The sequence below is a fragment of the Catenulispora sp. MAP12-49 genome, assembly GCF_041262705.1.
GTDB lineage: Bacteria > Actinomycetota > Actinomycetes > Streptomycetales > Catenulisporaceae > Catenulispora.
In genome coordinates this window covers 12,979-28,779 of the sequence record NZ_JBGCCP010000001.1, presented here as the reverse complement: position 1 = coordinate 28,779, position 15,801 = coordinate 12,979, and the positions used below count along the sequence as shown (strand labels likewise).

General features: G+C 66.9%; 15 protein-coding genes and 1 pseudogene. 11 read left to right on the top strand and 5 right to left on the bottom strand.

The annotated features are described in order from the left end of the window. Positions 1-513: 513 nt before the first annotated feature. Positions 514-1,059, top strand: coding sequence for an SMI1/KNR4 family protein (locus ABIA35_RS00115; protein ID WP_370340145.1), 546 nt, complete (start codon positions 514-516; stop codon positions 1,057-1,059). 2 nt (positions 1,060-1,061) lie between these two features. On the opposite strand, the gene ABIA35_RS00110 is transcribed toward ABIA35_RS00115, so the two are convergent. Then, complete coding sequence (locus tag ABIA35_RS00110) at positions 1,062-1,295, bottom strand: hypothetical protein (protein WP_370340146.1); 234 nt, start codon at positions 1,293-1,295, stop codon at positions 1,062-1,064. Positions 1,296-1,763: 468 nt separating this feature from the next. Between ABIA35_RS00110 and ABIA35_RS00105 the strand changes: the two genes are divergently transcribed. The 4 genes from ABIA35_RS00105 to ABIA35_RS00090 all read left to right on the top strand — a co-directional run bounded on the left by ABIA35_RS00105 (position 1,764) and on the right by ABIA35_RS00090 (position 5,848). Beyond that, entirely contained in the window at positions 1,764-2,894 is a 1,131-nt protein-coding gene (locus tag ABIA35_RS00105; RefSeq protein ID WP_370355972.1) for a hypothetical protein, read from the top strand. Between the two features lie 51 nt (positions 2,895-2,945). Continuing rightward, positions 2,946-3,557 (top strand): hypothetical protein, encoded by a 612-nt coding sequence (locus tag ABIA35_RS00100; RefSeq protein ID WP_370355970.1) that lies wholly within the window; start codon positions 2,946-2,948, stop codon positions 3,555-3,557. A gap of 118 nt (positions 3,558-3,675) precedes the next feature. Further along, positions 3,676-4,065 (top strand): integrase core domain-containing protein, encoded by a 390-nt coding sequence (locus tag ABIA35_RS00095; RefSeq protein WP_370355968.1) that lies wholly within the window; start codon positions 3,676-3,678, stop codon positions 4,063-4,065. A 118-nt stretch (positions 4,066-4,183) separates the two neighbouring features. Then, positions 4,184-5,848, top strand: coding sequence for an IS1182 family transposase (locus ABIA35_RS00090; RefSeq protein WP_370356627.1), 1,665 nt, complete (start codon positions 4,184-4,186; stop codon positions 5,846-5,848). A 234-nt stretch (positions 5,849-6,082) separates the two neighbouring features. On the opposite strand, the gene ABIA35_RS00085 is transcribed toward ABIA35_RS00090, so the two are convergent. After that, positions 6,083-6,574, bottom strand: coding sequence for a DUF309 domain-containing protein (locus tag ABIA35_RS00085; RefSeq protein WP_370355966.1), 492 nt, complete (start codon positions 6,572-6,574; stop codon positions 6,083-6,085). On the opposite strand from ABIA35_RS00085, the gene ABIA35_RS00080 reads away from it, so the two are divergent. Continuing rightward, a complete protein-coding gene (locus tag ABIA35_RS00080; protein ID WP_370340149.1) occupies positions 6,573-6,962 on the top strand; it encodes an RNA polymerase-binding protein RbpA in 390 nt (129 codons plus the stop codon). The genes ABIA35_RS00085 and ABIA35_RS00080 overlap by 2 nt on opposite strands. 85 nt (positions 6,963-7,047) lie before the next feature. Here the strand turns inward: ABIA35_RS00080 and ABIA35_RS00075 are convergent, their stop codons facing one another. Beyond that, positions 7,048-7,365 carry a hypothetical protein gene (locus ABIA35_RS00075; RefSeq protein WP_370340150.1) on the bottom strand — a complete coding sequence of 106 codons (318 nt, stop codon included), beginning with the start codon at positions 7,363-7,365 and terminating at the stop codon, positions 7,048-7,050. 271 nt (positions 7,366-7,636) lie between these two features. Here ABIA35_RS00075 and ABIA35_RS00070 point away from each other — a divergent pair, with 271 nt between their 5' ends. Next, positions 7,637-8,881 (top strand): integrase core domain-containing protein, encoded by a 1,245-nt coding sequence (locus ABIA35_RS00070; RefSeq protein ID WP_370340151.1) that lies wholly within the window; start codon positions 7,637-7,639, stop codon positions 8,879-8,881. Between the two features lie 479 nt (positions 8,882-9,360). Further along, on the top strand, positions 9,361-9,555 hold the full coding sequence (locus ABIA35_RS00065; RefSeq protein WP_370355964.1) for a hypothetical protein: 195 nt from the start codon (positions 9,361-9,363) through the stop codon (positions 9,553-9,555). Between the two features lie 224 nt (positions 9,556-9,779). On the opposite strand, the gene ABIA35_RS00060 is transcribed toward ABIA35_RS00065, so the two are convergent. Next, entirely contained in the window at positions 9,780-10,544 is a 765-nt protein-coding gene (locus ABIA35_RS00060; protein WP_370340152.1) for a GAF and ANTAR domain-containing protein, read from the bottom strand. Positions 10,545-10,892: 348 nt separating this feature from the next. Here ABIA35_RS00060 and ABIA35_RS00055 point away from each other — a divergent pair, with 348 nt between their 5' ends. From ABIA35_RS00055 to ABIA35_RS00045, 3 genes are all read left to right on the top strand, one after another. After that, positions 10,893-11,516 carry a chemotaxis protein CheB gene (locus ABIA35_RS00055; protein ID WP_370340153.1) on the top strand — a complete coding sequence of 208 codons (624 nt, stop codon included), beginning with the start codon at positions 10,893-10,895 and terminating at the stop codon, positions 11,514-11,516. After that, positions 11,513-13,375, top strand: coding sequence for a CheR family methyltransferase (locus ABIA35_RS00050; protein WP_370355962.1), 1,863 nt, complete (start codon positions 11,513-11,515; stop codon positions 13,373-13,375). Before ABIA35_RS00055 ends, ABIA35_RS00050 begins: the two co-directional genes overlap by 4 nt. Before the next feature lie 66 nt (positions 13,376-13,441). Continuing rightward, entirely contained in the window at positions 13,442-14,338 is an 897-nt protein-coding gene (locus ABIA35_RS00045; protein WP_370340155.1) for a GAF and ANTAR domain-containing protein, read from the top strand. A gap of 136 nt (positions 14,339-14,474) precedes the next feature. Here ABIA35_RS00045 and ABIA35_RS00040 read toward each other — a convergent pair. Next, positions 14,475-15,571 (bottom strand): annotated as a pseudogene (locus ABIA35_RS00040) (integrase core domain-containing protein). Positions 15,572-15,801: the final 230 nt, after the last annotated feature.

The following is a 15,801-nucleotide window of genomic DNA, read 5'->3' as shown; positions in this document are numbered from 1 at the left end:
GGCTTCTACTTTATTTTAATACCGCGCAGCATCGAACTCTCCAGTCATGCGGATCCCAAGTCCAGTCGGATCTGCCATCTTCCGCCAGCCGGTGTCGGGACGCCCGTTCCCGGACTGTCCCGGACTCGACCTCCCCGTGCTGCCGTGTATCAGACCGTCCAGTGCGGCCTTCGAGCACCGCCCCGGACACCCGTGCACCGGTCAGGCCTCACCAACGAATACGGCACCGCGGCATAGGTGCAACGCCTCGGCAGAGTTGTTGAACCCCACTGTCCTCAACGAATACGAGAGAGTCGCCTGACCAGAACGGATGAGATTCTCGGCATGCACAACGTCGCGAGGCGGCGAGCCTCCCCAAAACGCTAGGCGCCCGGCGCGCCCACGCCGGCCGGCTCCTGCCCCGCGACGACTTCAAGGTGCGGCCGGCCGACACCTCGGGCGCCACGCCAGGTACACATAACCCTGATATCCAAGCGCAGAACACACGCGAAGGCCGGTCGATAGGCTTCAGCGGTGACAGATACGCCACTGTTCGGCCCGCCACTGCCGACGGCCCTGGCCGAGGTCTTCGAGATCGGCTTCGACTGGGAGTACGACGAGGAAGCAGACGTCGCGACCGGCGCCGACTTCGAGCTCTACGAAGCCTTCGAATCCAGCGAACGCACGGCATGGTGGTTCCGGCTGTGGACCGGGAACTCCACGGTCGACGGCGCCGAGTTCCGGTTCTTCGGCACGACCGGTTGCGGCGACTACACAGGATTCTGGCTGGTTCGGCCGGACGCACCAGTCATCGAGCAGCCCGTCGTGCAGATCGGCTCGGAGGGCGAACGCGGGGTGATCGCACGGGATCTCGGCGACCTGCTGTGGCTGTTCGCGGCCGGATACGGTCCCGCCGAGGCGCTTGCGCCCGGGGCCACTCGGCAGGTACCCAACGAGGCGTTCCGGGCGATCGCGGAGCGCTACGCGCCGGGCCGGGAGCGGGACGGGGCTGAGATCGTGGCGGCGGCGCAGGCCGAGTTCCCCGATTTCTCGGAGTTCATCGACTCACTGTGCCGCTGACGTCAAGCCAGTCGGCGTCCCGCTATTCCAGCGGCTGAGTCCGCCAGTTCCGGCCCGACCTCGGCGATCGACGCGAAGTCGTCGTCCAGGTTCAGCACGGTCAGGCGGTGCGGCGCGACGGTAAGAGCGATCAGGATGTCGAGGGTGCCCGGGCCTCGGTTGTGGCCGATGTTGATGAGCTCGTGCTGGATCCCGATCACCTGCGGCCACGGATCCTCCCCGTTCGCCGCTGGCAAACAGCAATTGCCGGGCACCGGTCGTACGGTCTTGCTGCATTCGATCACCATGGGATGCGAAGCGGCTGCACGACCCGCGGCACACAGCAGCGACCGTGCTGATCCTGCTGGAGGTTTCCTCCCGCATCGTGATGGACCAGATGGGTTGGTCCAGTCCTCAGATGATCGAGCGGCACGGGCACGTCACCGATCGCATGCGTCGCTCGCTCGCCGACCGGATCGATAGCTTCCTCTCTCTCCTCCGACATGATCCCGTTGCCAATCCCCATCGACCAGATCCGGCAACGGAAAGTCCTCGGAGGTAATCAGCGAGTACCGACACGCCGCCTGAACCAGCAGGTCAGCGCCTCAGCAGAGTTTATTGAATCCCACAGGCTGTGTACGGTCGGCAGGGCTATGGGACTCCCTTGGGCTTTCGCGTGCCGAGGCCGCGTAGCATCTTCGGGCCCGTCTCCTAGGATCGGGTCCATGTCCGTCACGCGCGCGGAGGCTGACGCCTTAGCTATCATCGCAGAACTCGTGTCCGCGGATCAGTCGGTGGCGTGGCTCGAGGATGCTTTGTGCAGTCGGATGGGGCAGGCGCTGGTCGCTGACGAATACTCCCCAGACCAGCTCTTCGAGGTGCTTGTCGAGAACATCACGCAATCGGGCGTTGAGGATCTGGCTGAACAGTTCGGCAGGTCGCGGTTGCTGATGGCGGCGGCCAGAATCGCGCCTCACCCGGGAGTCGAGACTCTCGTTGAAGCGGTTGAGCGGCTACGGCGGTCGGCCGTCGGTTTTCCCGAGGACTCGATCGTCCCCGAACCGACCAGCGGGGCCCTGTGGAGTCGGGATGTGTACAGCCTTCGCTTTGCGATCGTCGCCCCTTTTTTCGCATCTGTGGGCGCCTCGGATCGGTGGTACCTGTGGGATATCGACCTCTGTAGCGGCTCGCCGTTCACCGTTGGCGGCGGTTACTTCCCGACGGCCGAGGAGGCGTTCGCGGAGTGGCGCGCGGCGGTCGGTCCGGAGGCTGCGGGCCGGTCGCAGCTCGAACCGGTCACGGATGCCGACCTCGCGGCGAGCTTCTTTCCCAGAGCCAGTGACAATTACTACGCACGCGAATCCGCATCGCAGTACGCCGAGTACTTTCGGAGCCGGCGCCTGGGTCAGGAGCTGAGTGCTTCGTCCCAGCTCGGCGTGCGTGTCCATACCCGCACCCACGCCGAACTCCAAGCTGAATGTGCGGCTGTCGCGGATGCGTGGGCCGCTGAGTTCGCGGCCTGGCGTGCCCAGAAGCGCGACTGTCACGATGCCGACGTGACGGACTACCGCGAACTTTCTCAGGTCTGGATCAGTCTCAAATACCCAGAGCTCTCCTATAGCTGCTCCCCACATGGGATGGCGATGACCGCCGTCTCCGTCCGCCTTCTCTTTGATGCTGACTATGCCCTTGCGTTGTGCCGGCTGTTTCCCGACCTCGCGGCGTGGCTCAGCGAACGTGCCTTGCTCCCGTCCGTGTCCGCCGACCGGCTTCAGGGCTGTGCCGCCCGCATTGCATGCGCGGATACCGACGTCGATGACCTCTACCTGGACCCGATGGCGCGTATTCGGGAGTAGCCGCTCTCTCAGCTCGGCGGGCTGGCTGCATGCGCCTTCTTCACCGCCGCCATGATGACTGTCGGGTTGATTGAAGGTGCCGACAATTGCCTCAACCTGGGATGCTGCTGTCTCGTGGGGTTGAAGCTGATCTATCTGGTCGTGGCCCGAGTGTTCGCGTGGTGGTGGCTGGCCGGGCGGGATTCGTCGGCGAACGACGTCGAGATCTTGATGCTGCGTCATCAGCTCGCTGTCGCGCAGCGCCGGGATCCGCGCCTGTCGCGGAAGCTGAACTGGGTCGATCGTGCGTGGCTTGTGTTGCTGGCCGGGCTGCTCCCGAACGACCGTCTGGCGCGTATCCCCCTGATCGTCACGCCGGGGACGCTGTTGCGCTGGCACCGGGATCTGCTACGCCGCCGCCCTGGGCGTCCGACGACGCATCGCAACGTCAGGGCCCTGGTGCTGCGTATGGCCAGGGAGAATCGCGCGTGGGGCTACCGCAGCAGCCACGGCGAACTGGCCGGCCTTGGCATCAAGGTCGCCGCCTCCACGGTGTGGGAGATCCTGAAAGCAGCCGGGTCGATCCGGCCCCGGATCGTGACACGGGTCCGACATGGGAAGCGTTCCTGCGCTCACAGGCCGAGGCGATCATCGCCTGCGACTTCGTCGTGGTCGACCTGCTGAACGGGTCCAAAGCGTACGTGCTGGCGATGATCGAGCACGCGAACCGTCGGGTCCGCGTCTTGGGCGCCACCTTCCACCCGACGGCCGCTGGGTCACCCAGCAGGCCCGGAACCTGCTGATGGACCTGGAAGACGCCGAAGCGAGGGTAAAGTACCTGATCCACGACCGCGACGCATCGCTCGGCGCGGCGTTCGACGTGGTGTTCACCGCCGCCGGGATCGACGTGATCCGCACCGGCGTGCGGGCACCCCGCCAGAACGCGATCATGGAACGCTGGTTCCGTTCCCTGCGCGCGGAGCTGACCGACCGTACCCTGATCTGGAACCTGGACCATCTGACGCGGCTGCTGCACGAGTACGAGGGTCACTACAACGGTCACGGCCCGCACCGATCCCTCGGCCAGGCCGCACCGACGCGTCCGCGGCCGGACAACGTGGTCGACCTCGAAGAGTTCCGGGTCCGACGGCGTGACCGAGGGCTGCTCCACGAATATCAGCAGGTCGCATAGGTTATCGGCACCCTCAGGACTCTGTTGCCCGTTGTGATGGCTTTCTCCCGGTTCGGAGAGACGATGCGGTGTGGACGAAAACCTCTGATACGAGGTGAAGGAGCTGGTCACCGTGTCGATGCGTCCGCTTCCGTCGCCACCGGTTCCGGCCGCTACTGCGGCGCTGGCCCGGGCGGTGTTCCCCGCAGGCTGTCTGGCTACGCGGCTGCGGGACGAGATCGGTGAGGTGTTCACCAACGCCGACTTCACGGACGGCTATCCGCACCAGGGTGGGCCTGCGCTGTCGCCGGCGACGTTGGCGCTGGTCAGTGTGCTGCAGTACGCCGGGCGGTTGACCGACTGGCAGGCCGCGCACGCCGCGGCGGCCCGGATCGACTGGAAATACGCGTTGGGCTTCGAGCTGGCCGACACGGGGTTCGACCACAGCGTGCTGTCGCAGTTCCGGGACCGTTTGATCGAAAACGGACTGGAGACGCGGGTGCTGGAGCTGCTGCTGGACCGCTGTGCCGAGCTGGGGCTGCTGCGGGTCGGCGGCCGGGTCCGTACCGATGCCACGCATGTGGTGGCCTGCGTGCGGGCGTTGAACCGGCTGGAGTTCGTCACCGAGGCGCTGCGGGCGGCATTGGAAGCCCTGGCGGGCGCCGCTCCGGGCTGGCTGGCCGAGCATGATCTGGTGTCCGAGGCGTGGGTGCGGCGTTACGGGGCCCGCGCCGACTACTGGCGGCTACCCAAGGGCGAGGCCGAGCGGGCCGCGTTCGCCGTCACCGTCGGCGCTGACGGCTTTGAGTTGCTGGACGCGGTGGCCGCCGAAGCCGAACACGACGGCGTTTGGAGGTGGCTGGCGGACATCCCCGCGGTGGCGCTGCTGCGCGGCGTCTGGGACCAGCAGTACGTCCGGGACCGGCGGCGAACAGTCCGTCAGCGCACCGACAAGGAGCTGCCACCGGGGGCGCAGCGCATCGTCTCGCCCTACGACCCGGACGCGCGGGTCGTGATCAAACGCTCCACCCGCTGGGACGGGTACAAACTGCATCTGACGGAGGGCTGCGACGCCGACGGCACGACCCCCCACCTGATTACGCACGTCGTCACCACCGCCGCACCGGTCGACGATGCCGCGCAGACCCTGACCGTCGAGCACGACCTGCTCGCCGCCGGCCGTGCCCCGGTCGAGCATCTGGTCGACGCCGGATACATGGGCGCCGAGCTGATCGTGGAGGCTGCACACCTGGGCATCGATCTGGTCGGACCGGTCCCCATCGCAGGCGGCCGCCAGGAACGCGAAGGGCGGGGATACGCCCTGGGCAACTTCACCATCGACTGGGATGCGCACACCGCGACCTGCCCGCAAGGCAAAACCAGCACCCGCCGGATCGACACGAAGATCGACGGACATCCGCGGATCCACGTCGACTTCTACAACGTCGGCTGCCCGACCTGCCCGGCCAAACCCGACTGCACCAGCGCCCGATTCCGCGGTCTGACCCTGCACCCCCGTGAAGAACATGAAGCCCTGCAACGCCGCCGACGCGAGCAAGAAACCGAGCCCTGGCGGCAGCGCTACGCCGCCCGCGCCGGCGTTGAGGGCACCATCGCCCAAGCCATCCAGGCCTGCGACGCCCGCCGCACCCGCTACAGGGGCCTTCCCAAGGTCACCCTGGAACACGTCCTACTCGCCACCGCGATCAACCTCATCCGACTCGACGCCTGGTGGACCGGCACACCCCTCGGCCCCACCAGAACCAGCCACTACACCCGCCTAGAACTCGACCTCGCCGCATAACATCACAACGGGCAACAGAGTCCCTCAACTCCCATCCTCACCCTTGGCGAGAAGCACCAGGTCGGGCGCGCGAATGGAGCTTTCGGCACGCACAGGGTCTGACCTCGACATTGTCGGATGCGCTGCGGGCGCGGGGCAGGTCGCGCTGATCTTCACTGCTAACAGTCGCGGACTCGCAGGTCGCAGGGTTTCGACCGTTCCGATCTTCGTCTAGTCTGCGCCCGCTGGGGTAGATCAATCCAGCCGGACGAGGACGAGTCGAGCGGTGAGCGAATCCGTACCCTGGTCCTCGACGTGGCTCGCCAGCATCCGTACATCCAGCACGAGGCCCGGCAGATCCAAGCCATAAGGCGCACCGGCCGTCAGGTTCGAGGCGAGGCGATCGGCGGCGCGCGTCAGCAGGGCACGTGCGCCTACCGGGTTGCCACGTCGTAGGTGGGTCAAGCCCACGGCGACCTGAGCGAGGCCGCGCCACATCTCTCGTTCCTCCGCCGACGCAGACTTCCAGACTGCTTCGAGCACCTCGTGGGCGTGGAAGGGTCGGTCCGCGTCGAGTAGCCGTTGGGCCTGGGCGAGTGCCGCGATCGGGTCGCGGGCGAGCTTGGCCGCCTCTTCATCCGAGGTAGTGGGCTCGCCAGCGGCACCATGGGGCAGCGGCCGGCCATAGGCATCGCGAGCTCGGGCGTTGCGCGCCCGTCCTTCGCTGTCGCGGTCTCTGTCGCCCATGGGACAAAGGTATCCGGCCAGGACCCCCATTCCGGCGTCTCAGCGAGAGGAGAATCCAGTCATTGCTCGTGGCAGTGGCATCCGCGGCAGCAGGATCGGTGCAGGCTCGAGGGGCGACAATGAGTGGGGTGATCTCGTAGCACGGGTCCCAGTGGCTTTCTGGTGTGCGAAGGCCATTGTGACCCGGCCGGTGGTCCCGGAGATACGGGATTGCCAGGGTTGTGGTCTACCTGCGGGTCGAGATCGGGGCGACCCGCAGACCGCCGCACTCGCCGTAACATTCAAGACTCATCTGGCTCTGGAAAGGCCTCGACCAAGAGAATCTCTCCAGCGGCGTCGCTCTGCCGCTCCCGCTCCCAAACGACAGGCTTCGCGCGGCTTCGAGTAAGGAACGCGTGTTGCATAAGGCCGGTGACCAGCCGCTCGTCCGTGCAGGGGCTCGCTCCGACCGGCCGTCATCAATACACGGGTCGTCAGACCCCGGGGTAGACCGGAACCCATCGGAGCGTTGAGGAAGCGCGGGCTTGAGGATTCGCGTCGTCGAGATCCGCCGGTCCGATCTCGGCACGGATGATGCAGGCCCGACCGGTAGCCGCCGCCGTGGCAATGGCTGTCACCATGTCGGCAACAGCGGTACCACCGTTGTCGTCGAACGTTCCCGTGATGATCCGGTACGTCATCTCAGGACTGCCGAGCCGTACGGTCACGTCGCCCGCGCTGACATGAATCTCGGTGACCTGGTTCGCCCGAATGAGTTTCGAGCCTTCGGCCGCCAACCAGACGTCATCCATCACAACAGCCCCTCAAAGCCAACGCGGCAGCCTGGCCCGTCATGTTGCGGTTATTCGACCGGCATCGGGCTAAGTGCCATATCCAACCTAACAGGACTTCGCATACAAAAGGTCCCCACTTGGACGAGTAGGCCGATCACCTGGCTGGAGGGTTGCATCCGGCCCTGCACCAGCGCCCGCCGCGAGCTGCTGGCCAAGGAGCGTGGGGGTCGTCCTTCTCGCGGGAGCCGACAGTCGTCTTGGAGCCGGACGCCGTGAAGGCGGCACGGCAGTGCTGCGCGTCCTGCGCAACCAGCTCCATGAACCACTGCATGATCTCGTATGGGATCGAGACTTCACGGCGCATCGCATGAAGTCCTCGGTCGGTTCCGGGGCCTGGTCCTCGCATGGGATGACCGCTACGACGAGGTTCCGCCCCGGCAGGTGGGTGACCGCGTTCGAGCGGCCGGCCCACGAGGCCGGTGCGGGCGCTGTGCGGTTCAATAACGCCGCCATGACGTTCACCTGGGGTGATTCGGCCCGCGGCTGCCGCCGTTGCGGGATGATGGATGCTTGTGCCCGCTCGCCTGGTGTACTTCTTGTTCTGCCGGATAGCGTCCTGGCTGGTGCTGTTGGGCGTAGCAGCATGGCCAAGGATGTCGAGCTGCCGGTACTGCGCCATGAAGTAGCGGTGTTGCGCAGAGCCAATCCGAAGCCGCGGCTGGACTGGGCCGACCGTGCGCTGTTCGCTGCGTTGATCCGGCTGCTGCCCAGAGATCTTCGCGCTCATCGGCTGGTCACTCCCGGCACCGTGCTGCGCTGGCACCGGCGGCTGGTCGCAGCGAAGTGGCGACAGCCCCGAGCGTCGGGACGTCCGCCGATCAGCGAGGAACTCGTCGAGCTGATCCTCTGCCTGGCCGGCGACAATCCGTCGTGGGGCTACACCCGGATCCAAGGCGAAATGCGCCTGCGGGCCCAAGCCTCAACGATCCCGGCCGCGGACTTCTTCCAGATCGAGACCGTCACGCTCAAACGACTGTACGCGTCCTTCGTTCTGGAGCTCGGCACCAGGCGCGTGCACATACTCGGGGTCACCGAGCATCCGACAGCGGTCTGGGCCACCCAGCTGGCCAGGAACTTTTTGGCCGACGCCGGCGAGGGCCCACCGGTTCCGATACCTGGTCCGGACCGAGACTCCATCTTCACCGACGCGTTCGACGCCGTCTTCGCCGCCGAGAACATCGAGGTCAAGAAGTCGGCACCGCAGACCCCGAAGATGAACGCCTTCGCCGAACGCTGGGTGAGGACCCTCAGCGCCGAATGCGCTGACCGGATGCTCCTCATCGACGACCGCCATCTGCGGGTCGTCCTGGAACATTACGCGGAACACTACAACGCCGGACGTTCGCATCAAGGCCACGGGCTGAACCTGCGGGCGCCACTGGACGACCCGAACGTCATCCCGTTCCCAGCCCAGCGAATCACCCGAACGAAGATCCTCGGCGGCCTCATCAACGAATCCGACGCCGCAGCATAGCCGCAGGTCAACGCCTCGGCAGGGTTGTTGAACCCCACAGGCCTCATCAACCAATGTGCTTGCTCACGTTGTCGATCAGCGCGAGCTGGATCATGGCTTCGGAGCTTTCGGGAGGGTCTCGTAGTCACGAGCCAGCCTGTAGTGGTCGAAAACTCTCTGACCACCACACGTGCCGACGCAACACGAAAGCGGCCCGCATCAGACGGGCCGCAAGACCCCGGCCGCATAGCGGACCTGCAAGGTAGGCTTCCCAAGCCGGTATTACCCGGATCAGGTGGAGGAGGTCGCTGTCCGACCTCACCAGCTTTCCAGCCTCTCATCCCATCCCGTCACGCGATCTCGTCTGGTCGACTTTTCGCGATCGACGTTCTGCGTCAGGCTCCCTCGCTTGCCCTGCAAATCCACTATTAACGCTACCCCCGATCCCGGCTACCACCAGGGCCGAAAGACCCTGATGCCGGTGCCAACATCTGGCGCCCATGCCCGGCTCGATGTGGTCCCAGACAGCCAGAACGATCGCGTACAAACAGCGCGCCCGCGAAGCCAGCTACAACCCCGCCCTGCGCCAGCTCGGCAACCGTCTCGTCGCCATCGTGCACGGATGCCTCAAGACCCGAACCCTCTACGACGAGGCAACCGCCTGGTCACACCACGCCCAGCTCCACCCCGCTTGACATCAAAACGTCATGGGGTGTCTGACCTGCCTGGACGACATTATCGGCAGGCGCAGGTTCACGAGGATCCGGTCGAGCAAACCGACGGCCACAGACCTCGATACCGCCACGGGATCACCCGAGGTCAGGCCCGTTGGCCGAGTTTCTGACCAGGGCAGGCGCCTCGACGATCTCACCGTGGCTTGTTCTCAGGGGTTCGGAGGCCGCCGGTCGTGGTGGCGAGTCTACCGCCGTCCTACTGAGTCGTCGTGCGCGTTGTCGAGGTCGGCGCCTTCGGCGACCATGCGGGCCACCTCAGCAAGCCGCTGGTTGTGGTTGCGGGCGTGCGCGCGCAGAACGGTGAAGGCCTCGTCGACGTGGATCTGCATCCGTTCGGCGAGGACGCCTTTGGCCTGCTCGATGACGATCCTGCTGGTCAGGGCGTGTTGCAGCTGGGACGTCGTCGCGGCGCCGCGGGCGGCGGCGCGCTGGTGCAGGATCCCGATCGTGGCGGCCTCGGCCAGTGACCGGCCCAGATCGAGCTCGGGGTCGGGGAGCGGGTCGGGGATGTCGGCGAAGAGGTTGAGCGCGCCGATGACGGCGTGCCGGTTTTGGAGCGGCAGCGCGTGGGTGATGGCGTAGCCGTTGTCACGGGCTCGGGCTGCGAAGGCCGGCCAGACGGTGGCGTCCGCGTCCAGGGGCGCGTTGGTGATCAGGGTGCCGCTGCGGTAGCAGTCCAGGCACGGTCCCTCGTCGTTCTGCGTCTCGAACAGTTCCAGCAGCCCGGTGACCTCGTCGGAGGCCGCCATGGGGTGCAGTTGCCCGCGGTGGTCGGCCAGCAGCACCCCTGCTGCGGTGACCGCCAGGAGCTCCACGCAGCTTCTGGTCAGCACGCAGAGGTAGTCGATGATGTCGAAGTCGTCGGCGAGGGTGTCTGTGAGCGCGACGAAGGTGTCTGCGATGCGCTGCTCGCGTCGTGCGGTGGTCGACTTCCCGTCGTGCTCAGGCACTTGTCGGGCCTCCTCCCGGCTTGCCTGAAACAATAGTCGAATTCGCTATCATCGAGCGTCTCTCGCGCCGAACTGACGTCCCCGTTCGGCGGGTTCGATCGCGTCGGCGGGTGATCCTCGCCCAAGTACGGGCCCGCACGCTCGGCCGCCTTGACAGCGGCCTGCACGGTGCAGCCGACCTGGCCCGTGCGACCAGGTCGGGCCCGACGGCTCGCACGATCTACAGCGCCCGTCCGCTAACCTCGGAGACGTGTCCACGACTTCGTCTGCCCTGCAGTCGGGTCCGCGCGCGGCGTGCGGCCGTCGGGCGGAGCCGCACTGCGGACGGCGGCTGCGGGGTGCCCGCCGGTGAACGGGGACGTGGTGCAGGATGCGTCCGGGTCCGACGGGTCGGATGAGCGGTACGCGGTGGTCGCGGTGGCGGCTTCGGCCGGCGGTATCACCGCGCTGGGGGTGCTGCTGGGCGCGCTGCCGGTCGGGTTCCCCGTCCCGGTGCTGGTGGTACAGCACCTGGACCCAAGACACGAGACCGTGATCGCTCACGTGCTGGGGCGCAGCACGCAGCTGCCGGTCAAACTCGCCGAAGCAGGCGAGCTCGCCCGCCCCGGCACCATCTACGTCGCCCCTCCGAATCGGCATCTGCTGGTCGGCGCGGCGGGCCTGCTGGCGCTGTCGGACAGCGAGCTGGTCCATTTCGTGCGTCCGTCGGCGGACTTGCTGTTCGAGTCGGTGGCCGGCGCCTACGGTGCGCGGGCGATCGCCTGCGTGCTGACCGGAACCGGCAAAGACGGTTCGATGGGCGTGACCGCGGTCAAGTCCCGCGGCGGCACTGTGATCGCCGAGGACCCGGTGTCGGCGGAGTTCAAAGGCATGCCGCGGGCGGCCGTCGACACCGGTGTGGTCGACTTCGTGCTCCCCCTGGACGAGATCGCCGCGGTCGTCCGCGGCCTGGTCGAGCCGGCAGACCGTTGACCGGGAACGGCGCCGCACCCGCCCCGGAGCCGGGCGGCGACCTGGAGGAGCTGCTGGTCTTCATCCGCGATGCACGGGGGTTCGACTTCACCGGCTACAAGCGTTCCACCCTGGCCCGGCGGATCCGCAAGCGGATGGCCGACGCCCGCATCGCCGACTACGCCGACTACCAGGACCGGCTGGAGGCCGACGCCGAGGAGTTCCGGGCGCTGTTCAACACGATCCTGATCAACGTCACCAGCTTCTTCCGGGACGCCGAGGCCTGGGCCCACCTGCAGCGGGAGATCCTGCCCGAGCTGATCGCGGCGCGCGGGGCCGACGAGGACATCCGGGTGTGGAGCGCCGGGTGTTCCAGCGGCCAGGAGCCGTACTCCCTGGCGATCCTGTTCGCCGAGGTCCTGGGCGTCGAGGAGTGCGTCAGACGGGTCAAGCTCTACGGCACCGACGTCGACGAGGAGGCCCTGCGCGAGGCGCGCAGCGGCCTGTACACAGCCAAGGCCCTGGAGCCGCTGGCCCCGGAGCTGCGGGACAAGTATTTCGAGCCCAACGGCGCCCAGTTCGCGTTCCGCCCCGATCTGCGCCGCCGGGTCATCTTCGGACGGCACGACATCACCCGGGACGCCCCCATCTCCCGCCTGGACCTGCTGGTCTGCCGCAATACCCTGATGTACTTCAACGCCGAGGCCCAGTCGCAGATCATCGACCGGTTCCACTTCGCCCTGCGCGAAGGCGGCCACCTGTTCCTCGGCAAAGCCGAGATGCTGCTGTCCGACGCCGAGCGCTTCGAAGTCGCCAACATGCGCCAGCGGATCTTCCGGCGCCGCCCGGGCGACGCGGCGACCCCCTATCACCCGGCTCCGCTGAAGATGGACGGCACCACCGGCACCGAGGTCCGGGAGGCCAGCCGCAAGCGGCAGCTGCGCGATCTGACCTTGGAGACGTCGCCGAACGCGACCATCGCCGTGGACCCCGACGGCGCGATCGTCCTGATCAACGCTGCGGCCCGGGCGCAGTTCGGTCTCACCACCTACGACCTGAACCGGCCGTTCCGGGACCTGGAGATCTCCTACCGGCCGATCGAGCTGCGCTCGCTGATCGAACAGGCCGAGACCGAGCGACACGCGGTCCGGGTCCCCGCCGCCGAGCGGCAGCTGCACGACGGCGACACCCAATTCCTGGACATCGTCATCCAGCCGATGTCCGCCGCCGACGGCCAGCCGGTCGGCGTCGCGCTGACGTTCCTGGACACCACGATCGCGACAAGGCTGCACAACGAGCTCGCCCGCACCCGGGGGGACCTGGAGGCGGCCTACGACGCGCTGCAGTCCACGAATGAGGAGCTGGAGACCACCAACGAGGAACTCCAGTCCAGCATCGAGGAGCTGGAGACCACCAACGAGGAACTCCAGTCGACGAACGAGGAGCTGGAGACCACCAACGAGGAACTCCAGTCCGGCAACGAAGAACTGGAGACCATGAACGAGGAGATGCGGATCCGTTCCAGCGAACTGGACGAGGCCCGCAGCTTCCTGGAGGGCGTGCTGTCCAGCATCGCCGCCGGCGTCGTGGTACTGGATGCGGACCTGCGGGTGCGCAGCTGGAACCGGGGCGCGGAAGACCTGTGGGGGCTGCGCAGCCGCGAGGTCCACCTGCAGCCGTTCTTCACCCTGGACTTCGGCCTGCCGACCGACGACGTCCGCAAAGTCGTCGCAGCCTGCCAGGCGACCGGCGCCCGGTCCGGGCCGGCGGACGTCGCCGCCGTAAACCGCATCGGCCGCACCATCCTGTGCTCGATCGCCTGCTCGCCGATGGACGGCGGCGGCGTCGTCCTGCTGATGGAGGACACCGGTCGCGGCTGACACGGCAGATATGGCTCTTGTCGCTTTTGGCTTTGGCCGCCGCAGGCGTCGGCGTATCCTGCGAACATGCCCCTGCCGCCTGAATCCGGCCGGGAACTCGACCAAGCACTGGAGCACGCGGCAGTCGAGCACCGGCGAGCAGTCCGCGCCGCTGAGATCGCCACCCGGCACGAGGCACAGATGCTGACGGCCGCGGAAGGTATGCGGGCGTTCCACGAACGTATGGTGGTCATGCACCGGCAGGTGGAGCAACAGCATCGAACCGCGGCCCGGATCCACACCGCCCACGCCGACCGGCTGCGCCGGTGGACCGAGGGAACCGCCGATCCGCAGCAAGTCCAACCCGGGTTCATGGCGGCCGTCGCCGAGACCCTCGGCGCGTCGGGCGCAGCGCTGACCCTGTTCGGGCCCGATGACGCCGAGACCCCTGCGGCGGCCTCGAACCCGGCCAGCAGGACCGCCCAGCGTCTGGAGTTCACCCTCGGCCAGGGGCCGGCCCGTGAAGCAGTCCATCTGCGCCGCCCGGTCACCGCCGCCGGGAAGCAGATGGCGCAGGCATGGCCCATCTACGGTCCCGCTGTGGAGAAACTTGGCATCCGTGCGGTCGCGGCCGTCCCCGTGACCACGGTCGGCGCCCCCCTCGGAGCCCTCACGGTCTTCGACCCGCCGATGGCCCACGGCCCGGATCTGGAGACCTTCCTAGCGGCCGCGGACACTCTGGCCGCGTCGCTGCTCACACCGTGGGGTGCACCCGGAAATGAGGAACCCATCGGCTGGCCGCCGCTTCTTGACCAGCACGATTCGTGGGCCGTGGTGCATCAGGCCGTCGGCATGGTGTCAGTGCAGTGCCGCTGCGGCACCGCGGATGCCCTCGCCCTGATCAGAGCGCACGCCTTCGCCGAGAACCGGCCAGTAGACGAAGTCGCAGCCGACATCGTCGACCGCACCCTGTGCCTACCCTGAAGAAAACAACAGACCGCCCTCGGCATGCCGTGAGTCCGGTCTGTTGGTGCCGATTATTTGGCTCTGGCAAGATTTTCGTGACGGGATGACAGGCCGTCATTGGCGTTGTAGGTGCCGAATATTTCATCCACGCAGGTCAGGCAGCATGCTCGTACTCACGCAAGATGCCGCCGAGTCGGTCGCGTCTTCGCACGTTCAGGTCGACTAAGTCGGCGCTGCGGGTGATCGTATCTGGGGCGGGTTGCAGTGGTGCACGCTGGTTCAGCGACCGGTGCGGCCGATGCAGGTTGTAGTGGGTCTCGAATTCCCGCAACGCATGCAGCAGCTGGGCCTGGTTCCAGATCAGCATCCGGTCCAGCAGCTCGCGCCGGCAGGTACCCACCCAACGCTCCATCACCGCATTCATCCGCGGCATCCGAACCCCAGTGAGCACGACCTGGATGCCGGCATCGCCGAGCACCTCGTCGAACAAGGCACAGAACTTCCCGTCACGATCGCGAATCAGATACCTGATCGCAGCGCCGGCATCCTCCAGGTCCATAACCAGGTTTCGGGCGGCTTGAGCGACCCAGGAAGCCGTGGGGTGCGCCGTCGTGCCCAGGATGCGGATCCTGCGGGTGGCATGCTCGATCACCACCAGGACGTACCGCCGCTGCCCGGACAGCGTCGCCGTCTCGATGAAGTCGCACGCCAGGATAGCCTCGGCCTGGCCACGTAAAAACGCCGCCCAACCGGTCGCGGCCCGATCCGGCGACGGATCGACACCCGCATCCTTAAGAATCTCCCACACCGTGGAGGCGGCGACCCTGACGCCCAGCAACGCCAGCTCGCCGTGGATGCGGCGATACCCCCATGTGCCGTTCTCTCGCGCCATCCGCAGTACCAGGCGCCGGATCGAAGCCACAGTCCGCGGACGCCAGGGACGCTTCGGTCTGCTACGAGCGGCATGACGCGGGTCAAGCAGGTCGCGGTGCCAGCGCAGAACGGTGTCGGGGCTCATGACCAGGTGAAGCCGGCGCAGCATCGCACGCGGCAACGTGCCAAGCAGCACCGCCAGCAACGCCCTATCCGCAGCTCGAACCGGACACGTTGACCGCCCAACTGCCGCTGCAAGATCCCAATCTGATGGCGCAGCGCCAAAATCTCCGCATCCTTCTCCCGACCGCTCATCGGAAGCAGGCGCAACGCAGCGAACGTATTCGACACCGCCAGGAAGGCGAACCGGACCAGCACAATCAGCCATCATCGCCGACCTAGGGCGACGGCGTGCCGAAAACACCCAACCTCACCACTACGAGGTCACGGACAAAAACCCTCCTCCACCTGCACGGACGACATTCTCGGCACCCACAGGTCCGGGATCTGCGGCAGCTTCGCAGATCAAGGAGAACCTCGAGCTATTCGACTTGGGGCTCAACAGCGCCGAGTTGGACGAGAACGCGTCGCTGCGGCGGGAGTGCGAT